Source organism: Segeticoccus rhizosphaerae (genome assembly GCF_005222685.1).
Taxonomy (GTDB): Bacteria; Actinomycetota; Actinomycetes; order Actinomycetales; family Dermatophilaceae; genus Segeticoccus; species Segeticoccus rhizosphaerae.
On record NZ_SWMA01000003.1, the window covers coordinates 62,633 to 84,765 of the forward strand.

Below are 22,133 nucleotides of genomic sequence, written 5' to 3' on the forward strand. Positions count from 1 at the left end.
AAGTGTGGCGTGGGCCGTCACGGGACGGCCCACCCGGAGGTCAAAAATGAAGACGTTGTGCACCAGAGCAGTGACGCTGACCGCAACCCTGGCGTTGGCCGCAGTTGCCGCGGCTGCTTGCTCGCCGCCGAGCAAGAACAGCAGCAGCCAGAGCTCCAGCGGCGGCACCGATGCGGCCACGGCCACCTCGGCCAAGGACTTCGGCGGTATGGACGCGCTGGTCAAGGCCGCGAAGGCGGAGGGCACCCTCAACGTCATCGCCCTGCCCCCCGACTGGGCCAACTACGGCAAGATCATCAAGGCCTTCGAGAAGAAGTACGGCATCACGATCAAGTCCGCCCAGCCCGACGGCGCCAGCCAGGACGAGATCAACGCGGCCAAACAGCTCAAGGGCACCGACCGGGCTCCCGACGTCTTCGACCTCGGTCAGTCGGTGGCACTGGTCAACACCGACATGTTCGCGCCCTACACGGTGGCGAACTTCGACACGGTGCCCCAGCAGTTCAAGGACCCGAAGGGCACCTGGGTCAACGACTACGGCGGCATCATCTCGATCGGCTACGACTCCTCCAAGGTGCCCGACGTCACGAGCCTGGCCGACCTGCTCAAGCCGGCCTACAAGGGCAGTGTCGCCCTCAACGGTGACCCCACCCAGGCCGGCGCCGCCTTCAGCGGTGTCGTGATGGCCGCGGTCGCGAACGGCGGCAGCCCCGACGACGTGGCGCCCGGCGTCGACTTCTTCGTCAAGCTCAAGAAGGCGGGCAACTTCCTGCCGCTCGACCCGACGCCCGCGACCATCGAGTCCGGCCAGACCCCGGTCGTCATCGACTGGGACTACACCAACGCCGCCGAGACCGCCAAGCTGCCCAGCTGGAAGGTCATGGTGCCAAAGAACGCCGTCGTCGGCGGCTACTACTACCAGGCCATCAACGCCGACGCGCCGCACCCGGCGGCGGCGCGGCTCTGGGAGGAGTTCCTCTACTCCGACGAGGGGCAGAACCTCTTCCTGGGCGGCGGCGCCCGCCCGGTGCGCGCCGATGACATGGTCAAGAAGGGCACGATCGACAAGGCCGCCTTCAAGAAGCTGCCGCCGGTCCAGGGCAGCCCCGTCGTACCGACCCAGGCCCAGACCGAGAAGGCGGCGAAGTACCTGTCCAAGAACTGGTCGAAGGTCACCAGTTGATCAAAGCCGCGAGGCGAGCCCTGCCGTCGCTGGGGATGGTGCCCTTCCTCGGCTACCTGACGGTGTTCCTGTTCATCCCGACGGTGATCGTCGTGGTCGGCGCGTTCCAGGACGACGGCAGGCCGACACTGGACAACGTCCGCGCCCTCGGGAGCGGCCCGGTCCTGCACGCCCTGCGGCAGAGCCTCGTGGTGTCCGCCAGCACCGCCGTCATCGGGGCCGTCGTCGGGGGCCTCCTGGCGTATGCCGTGGTGACCTGCAAACCGGACGGGGCCGTGCGGCGCGCAGTCACCAGCGCGTGCGGAGTGCTGGCCCAGTTCGGTGGCGTGATGCTCGCGTTCGCGTTCATCGCGACGCTCGGCTTCTCCGGTGCCGTCACCACCTTGGTCAAGGACTCGGTCGGCGTGAACCTCTACGGCAGCGGGTGGCTCTTCGACGTGCCGGGGATCATCCTGGTCTACTCCTACTTCCAGATCCCGCTCATGGTGATCGTGTTCCTGCCCGCGCTGGACGGCATCAAGGTGCAGTGGCGTGAGGCTGCCGAGAACCTCGGGGCCTCGACCTGGCAGTACTGGCGTCAGGTCGCCGGGCCGCTGCTGCTGCCGGCGTTCCTGGGCTCGACCCTGCTGCTGTTCGCCAACGCCTTCGCGTCCTACGCGACGGCGGCGGCCCTGGTCAGCCAGGGCAACCCGATCCTGCCGCTGTTCATCCGCTCGGCCCTGACCAGCGAGATCCTGCTCGGGAGAGCGAATCTCGGCTACGCCCTCGCGCTGGAGATGATCGTGGTCGTGGCGATCGTCATGACCGGCTATGCGCTGCTGGTCCGACGCACCTCGAGGTGGCTGCGGTGACCCTGCCACGCCAGCGCCGTGCCCGCCGGCAGCGCGCCTTCCGGATCGTGACGTTCGTCGTCCTGGGCGCCTTCTTCCTCATCCCCCTCGTCTCGATGGTCGACTTCAGCACGCGTGGGACAGCCGGCAGCGGTCGCACGGGAGAGGCCTGGGGTGCCCTGCTGCACGATCCGGAGCTGACCGCCGCGATCATCACCTCGCTCGAGCTGGCCGCGCTCACCGTCATCGGCATGGTCCTCCTGCTCGTCCCCACCATGGTCTGGGTCCGCTTGCGGGTGCAGTGGGCCGCCCGGATGGTCGAGTTCCTCTGCCTGCTGCCGCTCACCATCCCTGCGCTGGTCATCGTCGTGGGCATCGCGCCCGTCTACGCCTGGGTCACCTACTTCCTCGGCGGCTCCGCGCTCACGCTGACCTTCGCGTATGTCGTGCTGGTCCTGCCCTACGCCTTCCGGTCCCTCGACGCCGGCCTGTCCGCGATCGACCTCACGACGCTGTCGGAGGCGGCTCGAAGCCTTGGTGCCGGGTGGTTCACGGTCATCGCGCGCGTCGTCGTCCCCAACATCGTGTCGGCGCTGCTGTCGGCCGCGTTCATCTCCGTCGCCCTGGTGCTGGGTGAGTTCACCTTCGCCTCCCTGCTGCACTACGACAACCTGCAGGTCGTGATCGCGTTCTTCGGCAAGAGCAACGCGAAGGTCTCGGTGTCGGCGTCACTGGCCGCGCTGATCTTCGGGTTCGTGCTGCTGCTCCTGCTGTCCCTGCTCGGCCGCGGGCGCAAGGGCAGGCGCACCACCGCCATCGAGCCGCTGGCGGTCACCACGCCCGCCGGGAAGGAAGTGAAGGGATGAGCGCGTCCGCCCTCGAGACCCGGGAAGGGGTGGAGGTCCGGCTGGAGGGCCTGCACCGGGAGTTCTCCGGAGTGCGTGCCCTCGACGGGCTGGACCTGACCCTGCGCCCCGGTGAGCTGGTCGCCCTGCTCGGTCCGTCCGGTTGTGGCAAGACGACCGCCCTGCGTCTCGTCGCCGGACTGGACGACCCCGACAGCGGCCGCGTCGTCGTGGGCGACCGGGACGTCACCCATGTGCCTGCCAACCGGCGGGACATGGGCATGGTGTTCCAGGCCTACAGCCTCTTTCCGCACCTCACCGCGCAACAAAACGTCGAGTTCGGCCTGAAGCTGCGCCGCGTCGACCGGTCCAAACGGGCAGGCCGGGCCAGGCAGATGCTCGAGCTGGTGGGCCTCGCCTCGCAGGCCGACCGCTTCGCCAGCCAGCTGTCCGGAGGGCAGCAGCAACGGGTCGCCCTGGCGCGGGCGCTCGCGATCCAGCCGGCGGTGTTGCTGCTGGACGAGCCGTTGTCTGCGCTCGACGCGAAGGTGCGAGCCCAGCTGCGCGACGAGATCCGGCGCGTCCAGCTCGAGGTGGGCACGACCACCCTCTTCGTCACCCACGACCAGGAGGAGGCCCTGTCCATCTCCGACCGGGTCGGGGTGATGAACCAGGGCAGGCTCGAGCAGCTCGCCCCGCCCGAGGAGCTCTACACCGCACCCTCGACGGCATTCGTGGCCGCCTTCGTGGGGCTGATGAACCGGATCCCGTGCCGTGTCGAGGCAGGGCGCGCGTCGGTTCTCGGCGCCACGGTCCGCGTGACCGACCGCTCCGTGACCTCCGGTGAGGGAATCGCGATGGTGCGCCCCGAGCAGCTGGTCGTGGAGGCCTCCGACGCCGGGAGCGCGGAGGTGCTGCAGGTGAGCTTCCTGGGCTCGGTGACCCACGTGCGGGTCCGCACGGCCGACGGCCACGAGCTGCTCTCGCAGGCGAACGGGGCCGAGGCGGCCCGGCTGACCGTCCACACCCCGGTGCGGGTCCGCCTCGTCGCGGACCAGCTGCTCGTCTCGTCCGACTGAGCAACCGGGTTCACTCGGGCGCCGGGATGACCACGTTCCACTCGCGCAGCGTGGCGTCTGCCGAGACGCCCTCTCGCGTGTAGGGGTCGGCCGCGAGCACCTCGCGCGCCGCGGACTCGTCGGCCACGTCGAGCACCACCACGGCGCCCCGGGAATCCGCCGTCGGGCCCGCCAGCACGACGGCGCCAGCCTCGTGCAACGAGCCCATGTAGGCGAGGTGCTCGGGGCGCACCCGCGCGCGGGCCTCGGGGTCTGCGTAGCGGTACTCGAGCAGGTAGTAGGTCATGCCGCCATGCTCCCACCTCAGCCGCATCTCGGTGGGTCGAGGATAGGCTGACAAGAGCGAGAACCCATCAGCGAGAGGCCGCCCGAGCACATGCACACGAGCGACTGGATCTTCCTGGTCGTGGCGGTCGTCGCTCTTGCCGGTGCGATGCTCCTGATCAGGGTGATCAGCAGGACGATGATCGAGGCCCACTTCGAGCGCAAGGCCCGTGAGAGGGAGGCGCAGCAGGCCCGTCGCCAGGCGCTGCGCGACAGGCTCCGGGGCGACCAGGAGGGCCGATGACGCCGTCCACGTCGGCAGATCGCCGCGAGATGCGTGCGCACACCAGGCAGGGGCCGTCATCATGGAAGGCATGACGGAGCGCAACGTCCTCGGTGGCGAGCTGCAGGAATGCGGCACCGACCCGATGACCGGCTTCTACCGCGACGGGTGCTGCAGCTCCGGCCCGCAGGACCTGGGCAGCCACACGGTCTGCGCGGTCGTGACCACCGAGTTCCTGGTGCAGCAGATGCAGGTCGGCAACGACCTGTCGACGCCGCGGGTGGAGCTGGGCTTCCCCGGCCTGCAGCCGGGGGACCGGTGGTGCGTGGTCGCGGTGCGCTGGCTCGAAGCGTTCCAGGACGGGGTGGCTCCACCGGTGGTGCTGGCCTCGACGCACGAACGCGCCCTGGACGTCATACCACTGGAGGCCCTGCAGGCCAACGCGGTCGACGTGCCCGACGACCCGCGTTCGCTGATCTCGTGAGCGTCCGTGGGGACGGCTGTCTCTTCTGCGAGATCGTGGCCGGTGAGGTGGCGGCGCAGGTCGTGCTGGACAGCGAGCACGTCGTCGGCTTCCTCGACAAGCGGCCGGTCTTCAAGGGGCACACCCTGGTGGTGCCGCGCGACCACGTGGTGACGCTGCCGCAGCTGCCGGCGGAGCTGATGGCCCCGCTGATGCACGATGTGCAACGGGTGGCGGCCGCGATGGTCGGGACGCTCGGCGCCCAGGGGTCGTTCGTCGCCGTCAACAACGTGGTGAGCCAGAGCGTCCCGCACCTCCACGTCCACGTGGTGCCGCGCACCAAGGGTGACGGGCTGCGCGGGTTCTTCTGGCCTCGAACGAAGTACGCCGATGACGTGGAAGCCAAGGAGTATGGCGACCGGTTGCGGGCGGTGTTGGACTGAGGCCCGTGGGTATGGTGGCGAGAAGGGTTCCGATCACCGCTGCACCTTGGGAGGCACACCGTGTCGATGAACGTGGCTCAGAAGCTGATCTGCGACCACCTGGTCTCGGGGGAGATGAATCCTGGGGACGAGATCGGACTGCGGATCGACCAGACCCTCACCCAGGACGCCACCGGCACCATGGTGATGCTCGAGCTCGAGGCGATGGACCTGGTCCGCGCCCAGACCGACGTGTCGGTGCAGTACGTCGACCACAACCTGCTGCAGGCCGACGCACGCAACCCCGACGACCACCTGTTCCTCCGCTCGGCGGCGCAGCGCTTCGGCCTGTGGTACTCCAAGCCGGGCAACGGCGTCTCCCACCCGACGCACCAGCAACGGTTCGGCAGGCCGGGCGCCACGATGGCCGGGTCGGACTCACACACCTGCGCAGCCGGCGCCATCGGCATGCTGTCGATCGGGGTCGGTGGGCTCGAGGTCGCCATGGCGATCGCCGGTGAGCCGCTCTACCTGCGGATGCCCGAGATCTGGGGCGTGCGGCTGACCGGTGAGCTGCCGGCGTGGGTCTCGGCCAAGGACGTGATCCTCGAGATGCTGCGCCGGCACGGAGTCAAGGGCGGCGTCGGCCGGATCATCGAATACCACGGGCCGGGACTCGCAGGTCTGTCCGCGATGGACCGCCACGTCATCGCCAACATGGGCGCCGAGCTGGGCGCGACCACCTCCGTCTTCCCCTCGGACGACGCCGTGCGCACCTTCCTGCGTGGCGAGGGCCGCGAGGAGGACTGGACCGAGATCCTCGCCGACGAGGACGCGACCTACGACGTCGAGGACGAGATCGAGCTGTCCACGCTCGTGCCCCTCATCGCCAAGCCGTCCTCGCCGGGCAACGTGGTGCCGGTGAGCGAGGTTGCCGGAGAACCGGTTTCGCAGGTCGTGCTCGGCTCCTCGGCCAACCCGGGGCTGCGCGACTTCGCGATCGTCGCCGAGATCGTCCGCGACCACCAGTCCGAGGCCGAGCTCTCCTTCGACGTCAACCCGAGCTCGCGCCAGATCCTCGAGGACCTCACGAAGGGTGGGTGGCTGTTCGACCTGATCAAGGCTGGTGCGCGGATCCACCAGTCCGGGTGCATGGGCTGCATCGGCATGGGCCAGGCGCCGGCGACCGGCCGCAACAGCCTGCGCACCATGCCGCGCAACTTCCCGGGCCGGTCGGGCACCAGGGAGGACGCGGTGTGGCTGTGCTCACCCGAGACGCTTGCCGCGGCGGCCCTGACCGGCAAGATCACCGATCCGCGTGAGCTGCCCGACCTGCTCGACATCGACTACCCGAAGCTGCAGCTGCCCGACTCCTCGAGCGTCAACACGGCAATGCTCGAGTCGCCGCTGCCGGAGGACGAGGCGCAACGCGTCGAGCTCGTCAAGGGCCCGAACATCTCCGGCCTGCCCGAGCTCGACGAGCTGCCCGACCACATCGAGGCGCCGGTCGGCCTCAAGGTCGGCGACAACGTCTCGACCGACGAGATCCTGCCGGCCGGAGCACGAGTCCTGCCCTACCGCAGCAACATCGAGAAGATCTCGGAGTTCACCTTCGCTCAGGTGGACGAGGAGTATGCCGAGCGCGTCGCCGCGCTCAAGGACGGCACCGGCCACCTCGTGGTCGGGGGCGAGAACTACGGCCAGGGCTCGTCCCGTGAGCACGCGGTCATCGCGCCCCGCTACCTCGGCCTGCGCGTCGTGATCGCCAAGTCGTTCGCCCGCATCCACTGGCAGAACCTCGCCAACTTCGGCATCCTCGCGCTGGAGTTCACCGAGGCCGGCGACTACGACGACGTCGAGCAGGGTGACACCCTGGCGCTGGACGGGGTCCGCGACGCCGTGGCGCAGGGCGACCGGATGCAGGCCAAGAACGAACGCAGCGGCAAGACCTACGAGCTGCGGCACCGGCTGTCGCCTCGGCAGGTCGCGATGGTCCTGGCGGGAGGTCAGATCCCCCTGCTGCGGGACGCCTGACCCCCCGCTGGGCTGAGGGGTCCGGTGTCGGGGTTGGGGGGTGGGCGGTCAGCGCGCGGCGTAGAGCCAGTCGAGGTGCTGGTAGTCGTCCACCTCGCGCGACCGCAGGACCTCGTTGCGGGCCTCGCGCTCGGCGCCGTCACGGTGCCAGAAGCTGCCCCACCAGCGGGCGGTCGTCTGGACCTCGGCAGTGCGCGGCCGGCGCAGCTCGACGTAGGAGCCCAGTGCGGCGTCCCAGTCGGGACCGGAGCCGGGGCCGGAGCGTGCGTGCTCGCCGGAGACCAGCCCGGCCAGCACGCCGGCGTCCTCGATCGCCTGGCAGGCACCCTGTGCGAGGTACTGCAGCATCGGGTGCGCGGCGTCCCCGGTCAGCACCAGGCTGCCTCGGCGCCAGTTCGTGATCGGCTCCCGGTCGTACATCCGCCACCAGCGGTCCCGCCAGAGCCGGGGCAGCGCGGACAGCACTGCCGGGCAGGATCCGGCGAAGGCGGCGTCGAGCTCGTCCGGGGTGCCCCAGTCCTCCTCGCCGCGCAGGGCCTTGGGCGACTCGAAGACCGCCACCTGGTTGAAGATCTCGCCGTGCCGCAACGGGTACTGCACGAGGTGGCGGCGCGGTCCGATGTAGACCACGACGTCGGTCATCGCGATACCCTGCTGCTCGGCGACCTCCTCGACCGGCACGGCGCCGCGGTAGGCGACGTAGGCCGAGCTGACCTGCTCGTCGTTGCTGAGCTGGGAGCGCAGCAACGAGCCGAGACCGTCGGCGCCCAGCGCCACGCGAGCGTGGTCGGTGCGACCCGGGCTGTGCACCTCCACCCCGCCGTCGACGTCGACGACGTCCTTGACCCCGCAGCTGGTGACCAGGTCGACGCCGGCCGCCCGGCAGGCATCGAGCAGGATGCGGTGCAGGTCGCTGCGGTGGATGACCACGTAGGGCGCGCCGTAGCGCTCCTGGGTGCGCTGGAGGTCCAGCCGGGTCAGCTCGCTGCCGTCGAGGGCGTCACGCATGACCAGGTGCTTTGGCAGCACGCCCTCGGCGATCACCTGGTCGAGGACGCCCCAGTCCCGCAGGATGCGAGTGGCGTTGGGTGCCATCTGCAGGCCGGCACCCACCTCGCCGAACTCGTCGGCGCGCTCGAGCACGCGCACCCGTTGCCCGGCCCGGGTCAGTGCCAGGGCGTTGCCGAGTCCTCCGATTCCTCCTCCGACGACGACGACGTCGACGGCGGTGGGGGCGGTGTCATTGGTCATCTTTCGATCCGTTCGCAGAGTGGTTCGTGGTGGTGGTCACAGCCACGGGGGCAGTTGCGGCAGCCCTGTGGCCTTGATCGAGTGAGGTCGCCCCGACAGCCAGGCCGCCAGCTCGGGCAGCGGCGCTGTCACCTCGACCGGCTGACCACTGCCGCTCACGGTCCACTGCAGGGTGGCGCCGTCCGTCCGGAGGATCAGCGCGGGGCCGGTGCCGGCCTTCGAGCGCTTGGCCGTCACGTCGTCCAGCAGGGCGACGAGGAAGTCCTGCGGCAGGTCGGCGAAGGTCAGGCCCGCGCCCAGGTCGACGCCGTGCACCAGGACCTCGCGGGCCCGCATCCAGGGGATCTCGGTCGCCGGCACGGTGCGGCCCTGGGCGGTGACCACCTCGGCCTGCCAGGCCTCTTGGCCGAGCGAATCGAGGTCTGCAGCCAGGCCGTGCGCTGAGGACCGCACCCACTCGCGCAGGCTGGCCGCCGGACGCTGGCTGCCCGACTCGATGTCCTTGTTGCGCTGCTCGCTCGAGGCGTACATCCGTGACTCCACGCCGGTGGCGGCCCAGGATGCAAGGCGTTGCAACGCCTCGGCATTGGAGGCCAGGTGGGCCAACAGGTGTCGCCGGGTCCAGCCTGGCAGCGCTGTCGCGTCGTCGAGCTCGCTGTCGGAGAGCTCGTGGACGGCGGACAGCAGGTTCACGGTGCCCGAGCTGACCCAGGAGGAGGCAAGCCGCCGGTGGTGTTCGCTCGTCACGCCGCGCCCTCTGCCACGGCGGTGTTCTCCAACCGGCCGATCGACTCGATCTCGGTGACCAGGGACGCGCCCGGCGAGAGGTATCGGGCGGGCTTGCGCGCGTGACCGACGCCCCCGGGCGTGCCGGACGCGATGACGTCGCCAGGCTGCAGGGTGAGGATCGTGGAGACGTACTGCACGAGGGTGACCGGGTCGAAGACCAGGTCGGACGTGTTGGCGTGCTGGACCTTCTCGCCGTCCACGAGTCCGCTGATGTCCAGAGCGGGGCGTGTGCCCCCGGGCAGCTCGTCGGGGGTGACCAGCACCGGGCCGAAGGGAGTGCTGCCCTCGAACGTCTTGCCCTGCAGCCACATCTTGGTGCGGTACTGCCAGTCGCGCATCGTCACGTCGTTGAGCACGCTGAACCCGGCAATCGCCTCCTTTGCCTCGTCCTCCGACGCGCGCCGCACCGGGCGGCCGATGACGATCGCGAGTTCGGCCTCCCAGTCGACCTGGTCGGACTCGGGTGCAAGCTGGATGTCGTCGGCGGCCCCGATCAGCGCTTCGGGGTACTTCGCGAACAGCGTGGGGTGCTCGGGGAGCTCGCGACCCATCTCCAGGATGTGGTTGCGGTAGTTCAGGCCGACGCAGACGATCTTGCCCGGGCGAGGGACGACCGGCGCGAAGTCGGCGCCCTCGAGGGGGTGGCTCGTGCCGTCTCCGTCACCGGAAGCCAGCTGCTCCCAGTCGGGCCGGGCGAGCAGGGCGCCGACGTCGGGCACGCCGAGGCCGACGCAGCGGTCGTTGTCGACGCGGACCGCCAGGTTGCCGTCGGTGGTGCGGATCGTGGCGAGCTTCATCAGGATCGTCCTTCCACCTGCAGATTGTGCAGGGGTTTGTGGGTGGTGCGGGCGGGCTGGTTGCGGGGCCGCGGTCCGGTCGCCCGGCGCTGACCGATCCGGCCGGCCAGGTCACCTGGTGTGCGGGGGCTCATGGAGCACCACATTAGGCGCGGTTCTGTCTTGTGGGATATACAATTCTGTTGTGAGGAACAAGCCGCAGTATGCCGTCGCGTCCGTCGACCACGCCCTGCGCCTTGCAGTGCTGCTCCAGCAGGAAGGACCCCTGGGCGTCTCCGAGGTGGCGGCGCGGCTCGGCATCGCACGCTCGACCGCGCACCGGTTGCTCGCCATGCTGGTCTATCGCTCGTTCGCCGTGCAGCTCCCGGACAAGCGCTACGCGGTAGGGCCGGTCATGGGCGACGCGCCGTCGGCGAGCGTCGATGTCGGGCGGCTGCGCAACGTGGCACTGCCGCACCTGCGTGAGCTCGTCGAGCAGGCAAGGGAGACCGCGAACCTCATCGTGTTGGCCGGCGTCCAGGCGCGGTTCGCGGCGACCGTGGAGTGCTCCCAGATCCTTCGGGTGGGCGACCGGGAGGGGCGCTCCCTGCCGGCCCACCTGGTGTCCGGCGGCAAGGTCCTGCTCGCCACGCTGGGCGACGACGAGGTGCGCAGCCGGTTGGGGGAGGCCTCCGGGGACCACACGCAGGCACCGCTTCGCCCCGGTGAGGTCGAGGCCTTGCTCACCGAGCTCGCACACATCCGCCGCCAGTCCTTCGCGATCAACGACCAGCAGACCGAGCAGGGGGTCACCGCCGTGAGCAGGTTGGTGCGTGGTCCGGAGGGCGAGGCGCTCGCCTCTGTCGGGCTGGCCGTTCCCACAGCACGATTCGGGCCGGAGCAGCTGCCTCGGTGGGTCGGCGCACTCACCGTCGCCGCTGGCCGCATCGAACGGGACCTCGCGGCCGACTGACCGGCGTCCTGCCGGGCCGGGCAGGATCGTCGTATGACGCTCACGGCCGAGGCCACGGACACGACCCGTCGCCGCGGGCTCCGACGGATGCGACTGCTGGCGCTGTCGCTGCTCGTCATCGCCGCGGTGGTTTTCCTGCTCACACGCGGGCGCGGTGGAGGCTGGGGGTTCGTCGCCGCCGCCGCCGAGGCCGCGATGGTGGGCGCCATCGCGGACTGGTTCGCGGTGACCGCCCTCTTCCGGCACCCTCTGGGGCTGCCGGTCCCGCACACCGCGATCATCCCGGAGCGCAAGGCCGCGCTGGGAGCGAGTCTCGAGGCCTTCGTCACCGAGAACTTCCTCACCGAGGAGAACGCCAGGAGCCGACTGGGTTCGGCTGACGTGACCCGCCGGATCGGCCGCTGGCTCTCCAGGGAGCCGAATGCCCAGCGGGTGGTGGCCGAGGCAGCGCCCCCGCTGGGCCGGGCGCTGCGGTCGGTGCGCGACGAGGAGGTGCGCTCCTTCCTGGACGAGGCGCTCCTGCCGCGGCTGGGGGAGGAACAGCTCAGCCCGGTCGCCGGGCACCTGCTCGAGTCCGTGGTGGTGGACGGGGCCCACCACGGACTGGTCGACCTGGCTCTGGTCGAGGGTCACCAGTGGCTGCGCGCCAACTACGACACGGTGGCTGCCGTCGTTGCCGCCAGGGCACCGTGGTGGTCTCCGCAGTGGCTGGACGACAAGGTCGTCGAACGCGTCCACCACGAGGCAGTGGCGTGGGTCGCGGACGTGCGCGACGACCCCGCCCATCCGGCCCGGCACGCGCTGGACGCCCTGCTGGCCCAGCTGGGCGACGACCTGCAGCACGACGACGCGACGCGTCGGCGTGCGGAGCGGTTCAAGGAGCGGATGCTGGCCCACCCGGGAGTGGCGGACGGGCTCGTGGCCGTGTGGGACGCCATACGCACCGTCGTGGTGGACGCCCTGGACACGCCGGACAGCATCCTGCGGCGGCGCGCGTCCGGCGCGGTGGTGTCGCTGGGGGAGCGGCTCGTCTCCGACGACCGGCTGCGCACTCGCGTGGACGCGCACCTCGCCGACGCGGTCGGGCACCTCGTCACGACCTACGGCGGCGAGATCGCCACGGTGATCTCGCAGACCGTCGACCGCTGGGACGGCAAGGAGGCCGCCGAGCGGATCGAGCTGCACGTTGGCAAGGACCTGCAGTTCATCCGGATCAACGGCACCGTGGTCGGCGCGCTCGTGGGCCTGGCCATCCAGGCGGTGGACGTGCTGCTGTGACCCTGTGCCTGTCTACACTCACGCCATGAGCGCACCCGACGGGGCGGACGACCCGGTGCTGAAGGCCTTCGGTCAGTTCGTCAAGACGCAGCGGCAACTGGCCCGCGTCTCGCAACGGCACCTGGCCAGGCTGTCGGGCGTCTCCGACTCCTACCTCAGCCAGCTCGAGCGAGGACGCTACCGTCCTTCGGCACAGGTCGTCACGGCGCTCGCGGACGCGTTCGGGCTCGCGCCCAAGGCGCTCTACGCCAAGCTCGGGCTGCTGCCGGAGGACGACGACGCGACTCGGCCGGGGGTCGAGGAGGCGATCATCGACGACCCCCGTCTCGGGCAACCGCAGAAGGAGGCGCTGATCCGCGTCTACCGCTCCTACCTCGGGGACGACTGAGCTGGGCTCCATCGTCGCGGCGCGGTCCCTCGGGCAGACGACTCAGGCGGTCGTCTCGACGCGGTGCAGACCGAGCTTCTCGAAGACCGGGGCGTCGCTGAACCGGAACAGGTCGAGGGCGCCGGAGTCGGAGTCGGACCCTCCTGCCTCGGACTTCACCGACAGGCTGTGCCAGGACGGCACGACGAAGAGGTCACCGCGCGTGACGCTCCACGAGCTGTCTCCCACGGACACGACACCGGACCCGTCGAAGACCTGGTAGACCGACGAGCCGACCTCGCGCGTGGGCGTGGTCTGCGTGCCGCGCGCGACCCGGTGCATCTCGGTGCGGATCGTGGGCAGCACGTCACCGGCGTCGGACGGGTTCGTGTAGCGGACCGCGGCGTGGCCGGGCTCCACCACGCCGGGGAATCCCTCGTGGTCCAGCTCGAGCTGGTCGGTCAGCGCGGCGTCGGTGTCGGCCCACCGGTAGGCGAGCAGCGGACTGCCCTGTCGCGGACCGGGCTGTGACACCGGGCGCAGCCCCGGGTGTCCCCAGAGGCGTTGCGAGCGGGACCGCTGCGGCGTGGTCTTCTCCGCGTCGCTGATCGCGTCGCGGCCGAACTCGAAGAACTGGCTCTCGTTCGCGTACTGGAACGGGATGTCCAGTCCGTCGATCCACGCCATCGGCCGGTCGGTCGCGTTGTGGTGCGCGTGCCAGTTCCAGCCCGCCTGGGGCAGGAAGTCGCCGCGGTTCATGGGGACCGGGTCGCGCCCGACGACCGTCCAGACGCCCTCACCCTCGACGACGAACCGGAAGGCGTTCTGGGTGTGCCGGTGCTCGGGGGCGTCCTCCCCGGGCATGAGGTACTGGATGGCGGCCCAGAGGGTCGGCGTGGCGTAGGGCTTGCCGCCGAGGCCCGGGTTCGCCAGCGCGATCGCCCGACGCTCGCCTCCGCGTCCGACCGGCACGAGCTGTCCGGCCCGGTCCGCCAGCTCGAGCAGGTGCCGCCACCGCCACAGGTGCGGGCGTGCCTTGGACTGGGGGTGCAGCGGCATGAGGTCACCGATCTCGGTCCACAACGGCACGAGCAGCTCGCGCTCGAAACCGCGGTAGAGCTCCTCGAGCTCCGGTGTCGGCACCGGCTGGCCCGGGCCTTCCTCGGCGCGCAGCTGTACGGGCGAGGTGACGTTGCTGATGGACATGCCGGAGACCTCCTGGGTGGCGCCGACGCCGCCGACGGCAGCGGGGCGTGTCCCTCCACGGTAGGTCGGCCCCGAGAAATGGGATCGCAGTCTTCCGCAGAGAGGAAAGGACCGCGCTCAGTGGTACTTCGGGTCCGCCGCCTCGAGCATCTCGCCGAGCAGGGCGGCCAGCTCCTGACGCTGCTCGGCCCCGAGGTGGCGCAATAGGGTGTCCATCGTCGTGTCCGCCAACGGACGGGCCTGTCGCAACAGCCGGCGTCCCGCGGAGGTGATCGCGATGATCCGCGTGCGGCGATCGCCGGGATCCTGCACCCGCTCCACGAGGTCTCGCCGCTCGAGGTCGTCCACGAGCACGACGACGGCGCTCGGGTCCAGGCCGAGATCGTCCACGACCCTGCGCTGGGGCACTCCGTCCCCCTCGGCGGCGAGCTTGAGGAGGACGTAGTGCCGGGAGCGCAGGCCGGTGTCGCGGAGGGCGTCGTTGGTGGCCCTCAGCGCGGTCGCCGAGGCACGAGCGAGCAGGAATCCGAGGTCGTCGGCCAGTGCCGCCGGCACGACAGAGAGGGCGGGTGAGGACATCGGCGCTCCTAGGTTGTTGACTTCATCAATGATAGTGAATTATAACGAGTGCACCATTGCAAGAGCAGACATCGACGCGAGGAGAATCCGATGGACCTGACCGGCAAGGTGGCGATCGTCACCGGGAGCGGCCGTGGCCTGGGCCTGGCCTACGCCAGGAGGCTGGCCGGATCCGGCGCGGCCGTCGTGGTCAACGACGTCGACGCCGAGGTGGCAGAGGCGGCCGTGGAGGCCATCCGACGGGACGGCGGCAAGGCCTCGGCGGTCACTGCGGCGGTGGGGGACTCCGAGGTCGCGCAGGCCCTGGTGGACCACGCCGTGGATACGTTCGGCCGGCTGGACGTGCTGGTGTCGAACGCAGGGGTCCTGCGGGACAAGGTGCTCTGGAAGATGACCGACGAGGACTTCGACCTGGTGACCCGCGTGCACCTGCGCGGCACCTTCACCTGTGCCCGCGCCGCCGTCGTGCAGATGAAGGAGCAGGGGGAGGGCGGCCGGATCATCCTCATCGGCTCGCCGGCCGGGCAGTACGGCAACTTCGGTCAGACCAACTACTCGGCGGCCAAGGCCGGGATCGTCGGCTTCGCCCGCACCTGGGCCATGGAGCTCGCGCGTGACCGGATCACCGCCAACGCGGTCGTCCCGGTCGCCGCGACCGCCATGACGGCGACCGTTCCCTTCCTCAAGCCGTATGTCGAGGCGCTGGCAGCCGGCGAGCCGTTGCCACCGTTCGCGCGCCGGGAACTGGCCTTCGGCTCACCGGAGGACGTCGCCGGGCTGGTCGCCTTCCTGGCCTCCGACGACGCGGCGGACGTGACCGGGCAGGCCGTCGGCATCGGCGGCGACCGGTTGTCGCTCTACTCCCACCCCGAACAGATCGTGCAGGAGTACCACGCCGGCGGTTGGGACGCCGACGACATCGCGAAGGTGTGGCCGGGCGCGTTCGCCCCGCACCTGCAGACCGTCGGCGAGCAGCTGCCCGAAGACCCCGCGCAGAAGGAGGGCTGACCACATGAGCCTCGACCTGGAGAACCTCGTCGCGATCGACACGCACGTCCACGTCGAGATCGATGACCACGGGCACACGGCGCTGCCCCAGCCGTTCCTGGACGCCTCGGCCAAGTACTTCAAGGCGGGGGAGCGGACGCCGACGATCGACCAGATCGCCGAGAAGTACCGCGAGCGCCGGATCGCCGCGGTGATCTTCACGGTCGACGCCGAGAAGGCACTGGGACACGGCCGGATCTCCAACGAGGAGGTCGCCGCCGGCGCGGCCCGGCACCCCGACGTGCTGATCCCGTTCGGCAGCATCGACCCGGCCAAGGGCGCCGACGGCGTCGCCGAGCTGGAGCGGCTGGTGGCCGACCACGGTGTCCGCGGACTCAAGTTCCACCCGAGTCTGCAGGAGTTCGCGCCCAACGACGGCACGGCATACCCGCTGTTCGAGGCCCTGGCTGCCCGTGGACTGCCGGCCATCTTCCACACGGGCCAGACCGGCATCGGCGCCGGCATGCCCGGCGGCGGAGGCATCAAACTGCGCTTCTCCGACCCGATGCTGCTCGATGATGTCGCCGCCGACTTCCCGGAGCTGACCATCATCATGGCGCACCCGTCGGTGCCGTGGCAGAGCGAGGCGATCTCGGTCGCGACGCACAAGCCCAACGTGGCCATCGACCTGTCCGGGTGGTCGCCCAAGTACTTTCCCCAGGAGCTGGTCCGTGCCATCAACGGGCCGCTGCGCAGCAAGGTCCTCTTCGGCTCCGACTATCCCGTGATCGACCCCGACCGCTGGCTGGCCGACTTCGACAAGCTCGAGATCAAGCCCGAGGTCAAGCCGAAGGTCCTCAAGGAGAACGCGATCCGCGTCCTGCGCCTGTCCTGACGGCCTCCCCCCTGCTGCACCCACGATGAGAGGTACTGCCATGCCCACGAACACGCAGTTCGCCGACCTGACCGACCTCGTCGGATCGGATCTTGGCGTCACGGAGTGGATGGAGGTCACTCAGGACCGCGTCAACACCTTCGCCGACGCCACCGACGACCCGCAGTGGATCCACGTCGATCCCGAGCGGGCCCGGAGCGGCCCCTTCGGTACCACGATCGCGCACGGCTACCTCACGCTGGCCCTGGTGATCCCGCTGTTCACCGAGCTGCTCGAGGTCGAGGGCGTCGGCACGAAGCTCAACTACGGACTGAACAAGGTGCGCTTCCCGGCTCCGGTGAAGGTCGGGTCGAGGATCCGCCTGGGCGCAGTCGTGCGCGAGGTCACCGAGGTGGGCGGTGGCGGCCGGCAGCTGACCTTCGACGCCACCGTGGAGATCGAGGGCTCCGAGAAGCCGGCCTGTGTGGCACAGCCGGTCTTCCGCTTCTACGCCTGACGGCGCCGTGCCGGGCTGGAGCTCCCGCTCCAGCTCCCATGACCAACCGACCAGGAGTGATCGTGACGCACTATCGCACCGACCGGAACCACAGCGAGTTTCTCCTCTTCGACGTGCTGGGGGTTGCGGACGCCTACGGCCGGGCGCCCTTCGAGGACGTGGACGTCGACGCCGCCAGGGACGTCCTCGAGCAGGCCGAGCGCTTCGCGACCGAGCGGCTGGCGCCGAGCTTCGTCGTCGGCGATCGATGCCCACCGGTGCTCGACCCCGTCACCCATGAGATCGCGCTCCCGGGCGAGGTGGCGACTGCTCTGCGCGAGCACCTCGCGTCCGACTGGCTCGGGCTGGACCTTCCCCCGGGCAGGTGTGAGGTGCGGGTGCCCGCCTCCCTCCGCTGGGCCGCCACGGAGTTCGCGATGGGTGCCAACCCGGCCGTCGGCATGTGCACCCAGCTGGTCCCGCAGGTGGTCCGCCTCCTCGACACCGCTGGTACGCCAGCCCAGCGCCGGCTCGCCGAGCTGATCCTCAAACGGCAGTGGACGGTCACCATGGTCCTGACCGAACCGGACGCCGGTTCGGACGTGGGCGCGGCCCGGACCCGGGCGTTCCCACAACCCGACGGCACCTGGCACGTCGAGGGCACCAAGCACTTCATCACATGGGGCGAGCACGACGCGACCGACAACATCGTCCACCTCGTCCTGGCCCGGCCCGTCGGCGTCGAGGGCGCGGGCGGTCCGGGCAGCAGGGGCCTGTCGCTGTTTGTCGTGCCCTCGCACCACTACGACCCGGACACCGGTGAGGTCGGACGGCGCAATGGCGTCATGGCCACGGGGCTCGAGCACAAGATGGGGGTGCGGGCCACACCGACGGTCGAACTCACCTTCGGCGACGGGGAACCAGCGGTGGGCACGCTCCTCGGTGACGAGCACCGTGGGCTGCGGCAGATGTTCGAGATCATCACCTACGTCCGTCTCCTGGTCGGCCTCAAGTCCGCCGCCGCGCTGTCCACCGGTTACCTGGGCGCGCTCGAGCAGGCGCGCACGCGCGTGCAGGGCCGGCCGCTGATCACCTTCGATTCGGCGGGCCCGGAGCCGGTCCCGATCGTCGAGCATCCGGACGTGCGTCGATCGCTGATGTCCCAACGGGCCTTCGCGGAGGGCGCCCGCGCGCTGGTGCTGTACACCGCAACCCTCATCGACCGGATGGAGGTCGCCGAGGCGTCGGGTGTCCCGGACGATGTCGCCGTCGTGCGCCACCGCCTGCTGCTGCCCGTGGTCAAGACGTGGTGTGCGGAGACCGCCTGGCAGGTGCTCGGGTCGGAGTGCCTGCAAGTGTTCGGGGGCTCCGGGTTCCTCGAGGACCACCCGCTCGAGCAATACGTCCGTGACACGAAGATCGACAGCATCTACGAGGGGACGAGCGGCATCCAGTCCATGGACCTGCTGCAGCGGCGGGTGGCCGCCGACCGGGGCAAGGCGCTGGGCGAGCTGCTCGCCGAGGTCACCGCCCTCGCCGACTCGCTCGCCGACAGCGGGGCCCTCCAGGTGGAGGCCGGGTTGCTGCGGGACAGCGCCGACGACGTCACGCGGATGGCCGGGTTGAGCCTGGACCGTGCGCACTCGGATCCGCAGGTGGCCGCACTGGGCGCCCGGGCGCTGCTGCTGGCGGTGGGGGACGTCGTGGTGGGCTGGCTGTTGCTGCGCTCTGCCGTGGTCGCGGACGAAAGGTGCGCCGCCGCAGGAGAGCCCGCCGACGGGGATCTCGCGGGTCGCGCCGCCGCCGCCCGGTGGTATGCCCGTCAGGTGCTCCCGAGGACGTCCGCCGCGCTGCGCTCGCTGCGACTCCTGGACAGTGAGGTGATGGACCTCCCTGCCGGGAGGCGGTGAGACCACCTGCCTCGGCGCAGGCACGGTGCCGGTCCCGGATCGCCCTCCCACAACCGTTCTCGGTGTGTCATCATCCCGGAAGGTGAGTTCCCCAGAGCGGAACGGAGGCCCCGAGGTGGCATACCTGGAGTCGGTGGACAACGCCTTGCGGTTGCTGGTGCTCCTGGCCCGGCAGGGCGACGTCGGTGTCACGGCGGCCGCCTCCGAGCTGGGCGTCGCACCGTCGACCGCACACCGGTTGTTGTCCACCCTGCGCTACCGGGGTTTCGCGGTGCAGGCGAGCGGCCGTGGATACCAGCCTGGTCCTGCGTTCGCGTCGCTGTCGGTCGGTGAGTCACGAGGGGGAGGCCTCGAGGCCGTGGTCCTGCCCCACCTCGAGCGCATCCGGGAACAGCTGGACGAGACCTGTCACCTCATGGTCTGTTCCGGGCGGGAGGCGCGGATCCTCGCCACGGTCGAGGCCCGGCAACCCCTCCGCGTCGGGTCCCGCACCGGCGCCGTCTTTCCGGCGCACCTGGTCTCCGGTGGGGTTGTCGTGCTGGCGGGCTTGGGTGCGGCGGAGTTGGACGAGCTCTACCCGCCGGAAGGAGTGCCCGAGCTCGACCTCGATGCCGCCGGAGTCAAGCGACTGCACCGCGAGCTGCGGACGATCCAGCAGCGCGGCTACGGGCTGAATGTCGGCCGCACGGAGCGTGGGATCGCGGGGATCGCGACGGCCCTGCGGGGCGCAGACGGTCGGGTCGTTGCCGCGATGTCCGTCTCGGTCCCCACCATCCGCTACTCGGCGGCGCGGGTCCGGGAGATCGTGCGGGTGCTGCACCTCGCCAGAGACGCCGCCAACGCCGAGCTCCGGTGAGCACCTGTCGAAGTCAGGACTGGCTCGGGTGGGTGGCCCGCAGGCGCCCCTGCTCGACCAGTTCGTCGTGCGCGGCCACAAGGAGGTCGAGCACCTCCCAGGGGTCCGGGATCAGGGCCGGGCACGTCACGACTCCCACGTGCAGGCGTCCACGGTATCCCTGGATGGTGATGTTCAGGCCGAGCCCGTCGCTGAGGGCCGGAAGGGGGTAGAGGCCCTCGATGGGCTGTCCGTGCAGGTGCAGCACCTCGCGCGTGCCGGGCACGTTGGACACCAGGACGTTGAACGGTAGGCGCACCCGGTCGGCGAGGCGGGCCGCCGCGACGACGCGCACGGCTCGTGTCGCCAGGGCCGGTGGCGCGAAGGAAGCGACGTCCTGCAGGGTGTCGGCGCCGATCGCGCGGTGTGCCTTGGCCACCGCGGTGGTTTCGCGCACGCTGGTGAGCCGCACGAGCGGGTCGGCCACGTCGGTCGGCAGGGGGCAGGTCATCAGGTCGATCTTGTTGCCGGTGACCTTGTCCTCGTCCGTGCGCACCGAGATCGGCACGAGCGCCCGGAGCGGCTCCTCGGGCAGGGCTTCGGCCCGCAGGAGCCATTCGCGCAGGGCCCCTGCGACCGTGCTGAGCAGAACGTCGTTGACCGTGGCACCCGCGGCCGTGCGCACGGCCTTGGAGTCGTCCAGCGACAACTCACCGAAGGCCCACGCTCGTTCGCGCGTGATGGCCTTGTTGAACGGGGTCCTCGGTGCGCTGATGCGTGGACGAGTGCGCACCGGCACGGCATCGCCGGCGGTCCCTGTGAGCCACTCGACCGTGCCGCTGGAAACGCGTGCGGCCGAGGTGATCGCGAGGGTGGGCACCTGTGGCAGCCGACCCATCAGAGCGGCCTCGAGCCGCAGCGCCGTGCCTGCGAGGTCGGCGACCCCGAGCACCCCCCGGGCGAGCATCTCGCCGGTGCCGGGCAGGGACGCAGGATGCCATGCGCCGTCGGACGACGGGTCGGTCTCCGGCGGCCGGTCGTCGAGCAGGGTGGTGAGCAGGTCCCTCCCGGCAATGCCGTCCACTGCGGCGTGGTGGATCTTGGTGATCACGGCGGTCTGGTCCGATGCGGAGCCCTGCACGAGGTGGATCTCCCAGAGCGGGCGAGACCGGTCCAGCGGTTGCTCCGCGATCTGAGCCACCGTCCGGGCGAGCTCACGACGCCACTCGTCGCCGATGACGACCGACCCGAAGAGGTGCTGGGTGAGGTCGAAGTCCGGGTCGTCGACCCACCAGGGCCGGTCGATGCCGAGCGGGACGTTGCGCAGCCGACGCCGCAGGATGGGGGCGAAGGGCAGTCGCGCCTCGACCAGGTCACGCAGCTCGTCGAGATCGAGCCGTCCGGCGACGAGGGCGGTGAGGCAGATGTGCCCGGCACCGTGGGGGCCGTCGAGGGCGAGGAACGATGCGTCGAGGCTGCTCAGTCGTTGCATCCTCACCGCGAGCGAGCCCCCGTGGCCGGCCCCGGCGCGTGACACCACGATCGAGCAGGACTTCGGCCTCGAACAGGCGCACAGGAGCTCATGGGGCCCATCCTCCCAAGGCCGGGCCGGACATGCCACGACGCGGGCCCACCGATCGGGTGGACCCACGTCGTGGCTGGTGCCGCCCGCTGCCCGGGTGGGGCAGGACGCGTCGTGTCGCGGGGCTCAAGCCTTCGCGCTGCGGCTCCCCTTGGAGCTCGACTTCTGCGACTTCTGTGTCGTGTTCGACGTGGAGGCCGCTGGAGCGGGCGTGAAGAGATCGAGCAGACCGCTCTGGAAGGACTCGCGGGCCTGCGTCCAGTCCTTGCTGCTCGCGGTGGCGTAGCGCACGTAGTCGGACGGGCTGCCGACGAGCGAGGCAAGGGGCTTCAGGCCGGTCTGGACGCGCTCCGGCGGTCTGGGGGCCTTGTCCAGGATCTCCGAGGCGCGACCGAGCAGGCCGAGGACGGCGTGCTGGCCCTTGTTCGCGGCCTCGACCTGACGCTCGTGGACCTTGGTGACGAGAGCGATGACGGTGGACATGTTTCCTCCTGTGACGGTGATTCCGTGCCGTGCTGGCTTTGAATCGCTTGTCATCATTGAACATTCAAGATGCGTAGTTTGTCAAGCATTTGCGTAGTCAAGTGACGTGGTTCACGCTTCGGCGCAGCGCACACGGTGAATTCCGCAGACCGGAACGTTGAGAACATGAACGGTCTCGGTCGCGCGGGAATCAATACCATGGCTTCAGAAGTGCTGCTTCATCGGGTCCGCCACCGCGCTGTTCGACGAAGAGCTCTCGGAACTGCGCCCCACCGTGCGCCGCTCCACCCTTACGCACCCGCCCTCCGGCGCGGGCCGTCGCATCCCGACGCTCGTCACCGGCA

24 protein-coding genes are annotated in these 22,133 nt (G+C 70.3%); 16 read left to right on the forward strand and 8 right to left on the reverse strand.

From position 1 onward, the window contains the following. Nucleotides 1-46: 46 nt before the first annotated feature. Genes FCN22_RS03165 through FCN22_RS03180 form a run of 4 tightly spaced genes read left to right on the forward strand, consistent with a single transcriptional unit; the run spans nt 47 to nt 3,937 of the window. Nucleotides 47-1,183, forward strand: coding sequence for an ABC transporter substrate-binding protein (locus FCN22_RS03165; RefSeq protein ID WP_137120087.1), 1,137 nt, complete (start codon nt 47-49; stop codon nt 1,181-1,183). Beyond that, complete coding sequence (locus tag FCN22_RS03170) at nt 1,180-2,034, forward strand: ABC transporter permease (protein ID WP_238384482.1); 855 nt, start codon at nt 1,180-1,182, stop codon at nt 2,032-2,034. The genes FCN22_RS03165 and FCN22_RS03170 overlap by 4 nt, the downstream gene beginning before the upstream one ends. Next, nucleotides 2,031-2,879, forward strand: a complete 849-nt coding sequence (locus tag FCN22_RS03175) for an ABC transporter permease (protein ID WP_238384483.1) — start codon at nt 2,031-2,033, stop codon at nt 2,877-2,879. The genes FCN22_RS03170 and FCN22_RS03175 overlap by 4 nt, the downstream gene beginning before the upstream one ends. Beyond that, nucleotides 2,876-3,937, forward strand: coding sequence for an ABC transporter ATP-binding protein (locus FCN22_RS03180; RefSeq protein ID WP_137120088.1), 1,062 nt, complete (start codon nt 2,876-2,878; stop codon nt 3,935-3,937). The genes FCN22_RS03175 and FCN22_RS03180 overlap by 4 nt, the downstream gene beginning before the upstream one ends. Before the next feature lie 10 nt (nt 3,938-3,947). Here the strand turns inward: FCN22_RS03180 and FCN22_RS21545 are convergent, their stop codons facing one another. After that, entirely contained in the window at nt 3,948-4,223 is a 276-nt protein-coding gene (locus FCN22_RS21545; RefSeq protein WP_162308117.1) for a YciI family protein, read from the reverse strand. Nucleotides 4,224-4,313: 90 nt separating this feature from the next. On the opposite strand from FCN22_RS21545, the gene FCN22_RS21550 reads away from it, so the two are divergent. The 4 genes from FCN22_RS21550 to FCN22_RS03200 all read left to right on the forward strand — a co-directional run bounded on the left by FCN22_RS21550 (nt 4,314) and on the right by FCN22_RS03200 (nt 7,403). Next, the gene (locus FCN22_RS21550) at nt 4,314-4,505 is read left to right on the forward strand and encodes a hypothetical protein (RefSeq protein WP_162308118.1); all 192 of its coding nucleotides are present in this window, start codon (nt 4,314-4,316) and stop codon (nt 4,503-4,505) included. Nucleotides 4,506-4,575: 70 nt separating this feature from the next. Continuing rightward, a complete protein-coding gene (locus FCN22_RS03190) occupies nt 4,576-4,968 on the forward strand; it encodes a DUF2237 family protein (protein ID WP_137120090.1) in 393 nt (130 codons plus the stop codon). Next, entirely contained in the window at nt 4,965-5,390 is a 426-nt protein-coding gene (locus FCN22_RS03195) for an HIT family protein (protein ID WP_137120091.1), read from the forward strand. Before FCN22_RS03190 ends, FCN22_RS03195 begins: the two co-directional genes overlap by 4 nt. Before the next feature lie 60 nt (nt 5,391-5,450). Then, nucleotides 5,451-7,403 carry an aconitate hydratase gene (locus FCN22_RS03200; protein WP_137120092.1) on the forward strand — a complete coding sequence of 651 codons (1,953 nt, stop codon included), beginning with the start codon at nt 5,451-5,453 and terminating at the stop codon, nt 7,401-7,403. A 48-nt stretch (nt 7,404-7,451) separates the two neighbouring features. Here the strand turns inward: FCN22_RS03200 and FCN22_RS03205 are convergent, their stop codons facing one another. The 3 genes from FCN22_RS03205 to FCN22_RS03215 are packed head-to-tail and all read right to left on the reverse strand — an operon-like array spanning nt 7,452 to nt 10,240. Next, entirely contained in the window at nt 7,452-8,654 is a 1,203-nt protein-coding gene (locus FCN22_RS03205; protein ID WP_137120093.1) for an FAD-dependent monooxygenase, read from the reverse strand. Between the two features lie 36 nt (nt 8,655-8,690). Continuing rightward, complete coding sequence (locus tag FCN22_RS03210; protein WP_137120094.1) at nt 8,691-9,401, reverse strand: maleylpyruvate isomerase family mycothiol-dependent enzyme; 711 nt, start codon at nt 9,399-9,401, stop codon at nt 8,691-8,693. Beyond that, complete coding sequence (locus FCN22_RS03215; RefSeq protein WP_137120095.1) at nt 9,398-10,240, reverse strand: fumarylacetoacetate hydrolase family protein; 843 nt, start codon at nt 10,238-10,240, stop codon at nt 9,398-9,400. Before FCN22_RS03215 ends, FCN22_RS03210 begins: the two co-directional genes overlap by 4 nt. A 184-nt stretch (nt 10,241-10,424) precedes the next feature. Between FCN22_RS03215 and FCN22_RS03220 the strand changes: the two genes are divergently transcribed. Genes FCN22_RS03220 through FCN22_RS03230 form a run of 3 tightly spaced genes read left to right on the forward strand, consistent with a single transcriptional unit; the run spans nt 10,425 to nt 12,858 of the window. Beyond that, nucleotides 10,425-11,192, forward strand: a complete 768-nt coding sequence (locus FCN22_RS03220) for an IclR family transcriptional regulator (protein WP_137120096.1) — start codon at nt 10,425-10,427, stop codon at nt 11,190-11,192. Nucleotides 11,193-11,225: 33 nt separating this feature from the next. Next, nucleotides 11,226-12,470, forward strand: coding sequence for a DUF445 domain-containing protein (locus FCN22_RS03225; protein ID WP_238384484.1), 1,245 nt, complete (start codon nt 11,226-11,228; stop codon nt 12,468-12,470). A 25-nt stretch (nt 12,471-12,495) separates the two neighbouring features. Continuing rightward, nucleotides 12,496-12,858 carry a helix-turn-helix domain-containing protein gene (locus FCN22_RS03230; protein ID WP_137120097.1) on the forward strand — a complete coding sequence of 121 codons (363 nt, stop codon included), beginning with the start codon at nt 12,496-12,498 and terminating at the stop codon, nt 12,856-12,858. A gap of 42 nt (nt 12,859-12,900) precedes the next feature. Here the strand turns inward: FCN22_RS03230 and FCN22_RS03235 are convergent, their stop codons facing one another. Together FCN22_RS03235 and FCN22_RS03240 are read right to left on the reverse strand one after the other, a co-directional pair. Beyond that, the gene (locus FCN22_RS03235) at nt 12,901-14,043 is read right to left on the reverse strand and encodes a cupin domain-containing protein (RefSeq protein ID WP_137120098.1); all 1,143 of its coding nucleotides are present in this window, start codon (nt 14,041-14,043) and stop codon (nt 12,901-12,903) included. A gap of 117 nt (nt 14,044-14,160) precedes the next feature. After that, nucleotides 14,161-14,622 (reverse strand): MarR family winged helix-turn-helix transcriptional regulator, encoded by a 462-nt coding sequence (locus FCN22_RS03240; RefSeq protein ID WP_202911371.1) that lies wholly within the window; start codon nt 14,620-14,622, stop codon nt 14,161-14,163. 90 nt (nt 14,623-14,712) lie between these two features. Between FCN22_RS03240 and FCN22_RS03245 the strand changes: the two genes are divergently transcribed. The 5 genes from FCN22_RS03245 to FCN22_RS03265 all read left to right on the forward strand — a co-directional run bounded on the left by FCN22_RS03245 (nt 14,713) and on the right by FCN22_RS03265 (nt 19,745). Continuing rightward, nucleotides 14,713-15,630: an SDR family NAD(P)-dependent oxidoreductase gene (locus FCN22_RS03245; RefSeq protein WP_137120099.1), complete on the forward strand. Its 918-nt coding sequence runs from the start codon at nt 14,713-14,715 to the stop codon at nt 15,628-15,630. A 4-nt stretch (nt 15,631-15,634) separates the two neighbouring features. Beyond that, nucleotides 15,635-16,504 (forward strand): amidohydrolase family protein, encoded by an 870-nt coding sequence (locus FCN22_RS03250; protein ID WP_137120100.1) that lies wholly within the window; start codon nt 15,635-15,637, stop codon nt 16,502-16,504. Between the two features lie 40 nt (nt 16,505-16,544). After that, nucleotides 16,545-17,000, forward strand: a complete 456-nt coding sequence (locus tag FCN22_RS03255; RefSeq protein WP_137120101.1) for a MaoC family dehydratase — start codon at nt 16,545-16,547, stop codon at nt 16,998-17,000. A 62-nt stretch (nt 17,001-17,062) separates the two neighbouring features. Next, on the forward strand, nt 17,063-18,889 hold the full coding sequence (locus FCN22_RS03260; protein WP_137120102.1) for an acyl-CoA dehydrogenase family protein: 1,827 nt from the start codon (nt 17,063-17,065) through the stop codon (nt 18,887-18,889). Nucleotides 18,890-18,971: 82 nt separating this feature from the next. After that, a complete protein-coding gene (locus FCN22_RS03265) occupies nt 18,972-19,745 on the forward strand; it encodes an IclR family transcriptional regulator (RefSeq protein ID WP_137120103.1) in 774 nt (257 codons plus the stop codon). A 13-nt stretch (nt 19,746-19,758) separates the two neighbouring features. Here the strand turns inward: FCN22_RS03265 and FCN22_RS03270 are convergent, their stop codons facing one another. Both FCN22_RS03270 and FCN22_RS03275 read right to left on the reverse strand, forming a co-directional pair. Then, the gene (locus FCN22_RS03270) at nt 19,759-21,216 is read right to left on the reverse strand and encodes a WS/DGAT/MGAT family O-acyltransferase (protein ID WP_137120104.1); all 1,458 of its coding nucleotides are present in this window, start codon (nt 21,214-21,216) and stop codon (nt 19,759-19,761) included. Nucleotides 21,217-21,432: 216 nt separating this feature from the next. Further along, nucleotides 21,433-21,789, reverse strand: a complete 357-nt coding sequence (locus tag FCN22_RS03275) for a hypothetical protein (RefSeq protein WP_137120105.1) — start codon at nt 21,787-21,789, stop codon at nt 21,433-21,435. Nucleotides 21,790-22,133 lie beyond the last annotated feature (344 nt).

Excerpts from the sequence above, each read along its gene's own strand:
- FCN22_RS03225 (WP_238384484.1), top strand. The coding sequence starts at position 11,226 with ATGACGCTCACGGCCGAGGCCACGGACACGACCCGTCGCCGCGGGCTC.
- FCN22_RS21550 (WP_162308118.1), top strand. The coding sequence starts at position 4,314 with ATGCACACGAGCGACTGGATCTTCCTGGTCGTGGCGGTCGTCGCTCTT.
- FCN22_RS03230 (WP_137120097.1), top strand. The coding sequence starts at position 12,496 with ATGAGCGCACCCGACGGGGCGGACGACCCGGTGCTGAAGGCCTTCGGT.
- FCN22_RS03240 (WP_202911371.1), bottom strand. The coding sequence starts at position 14,622 with ATGTCCTCACCCGCCCTCTCTGTCGTGCCGGCGGCACTGGCCGACGAC.
- FCN22_RS03250 (WP_137120100.1), top strand. The coding sequence starts at position 15,635 with ATGAGCCTCGACCTGGAGAACCTCGTCGCGATCGACACGCACGTCCAC.
- FCN22_RS03245 (WP_137120099.1), top strand. The coding sequence starts at position 14,713 with ATGGACCTGACCGGCAAGGTGGCGATCGTCACCGGGAGCGGCCGTGGC.
- FCN22_RS03215 (WP_137120095.1), bottom strand. The coding sequence starts at position 10,240 with ATGAAGCTCGCCACGATCCGCACCACCGACGGCAACCTGGCGGTCCGC.
- FCN22_RS03275 (WP_137120105.1), bottom strand. The coding sequence starts at position 21,789 with ATGTCCACCGTCATCGCTCTCGTCACCAAGGTCCACGAGCGTCAGGTC.
- FCN22_RS03180 (WP_137120088.1), top strand. The coding sequence starts at position 2,876 with ATGAGCGCGTCCGCCCTCGAGACCCGGGAAGGGGTGGAGGTCCGGCTG.
- FCN22_RS03165 (WP_137120087.1), top strand. The coding sequence starts at position 47 with ATGAAGACGTTGTGCACCAGAGCAGTGACGCTGACCGCAACCCTGGCG.
- FCN22_RS03190 (WP_137120090.1), top strand. The coding sequence starts at position 4,576 with ATGACGGAGCGCAACGTCCTCGGTGGCGAGCTGCAGGAATGCGGCACC.
- FCN22_RS03235 (WP_137120098.1), bottom strand. The coding sequence starts at position 14,043 with ATGTCCATCAGCAACGTCACCTCGCCCGTACAGCTGCGCGCCGAGGAA.
- FCN22_RS03270 (WP_137120104.1), bottom strand. The coding sequence starts at position 21,216 with ATGCAACGACTGAGCAGCCTCGACGCATCGTTCCTCGCCCTCGACGGC.
- FCN22_RS03205 (WP_137120093.1), bottom strand. The coding sequence starts at position 8,654 with ATGACCAATGACACCGCCCCCACCGCCGTCGACGTCGTCGTCGTCGGA.
- FCN22_RS21545 (WP_162308117.1), bottom strand. The coding sequence starts at position 4,223 with ATGACCTACTACCTGCTCGAGTACCGCTACGCAGACCCCGAGGCCCGC.
- FCN22_RS03255 (WP_137120101.1), top strand. The coding sequence starts at position 16,545 with ATGCCCACGAACACGCAGTTCGCCGACCTGACCGACCTCGTCGGATCG.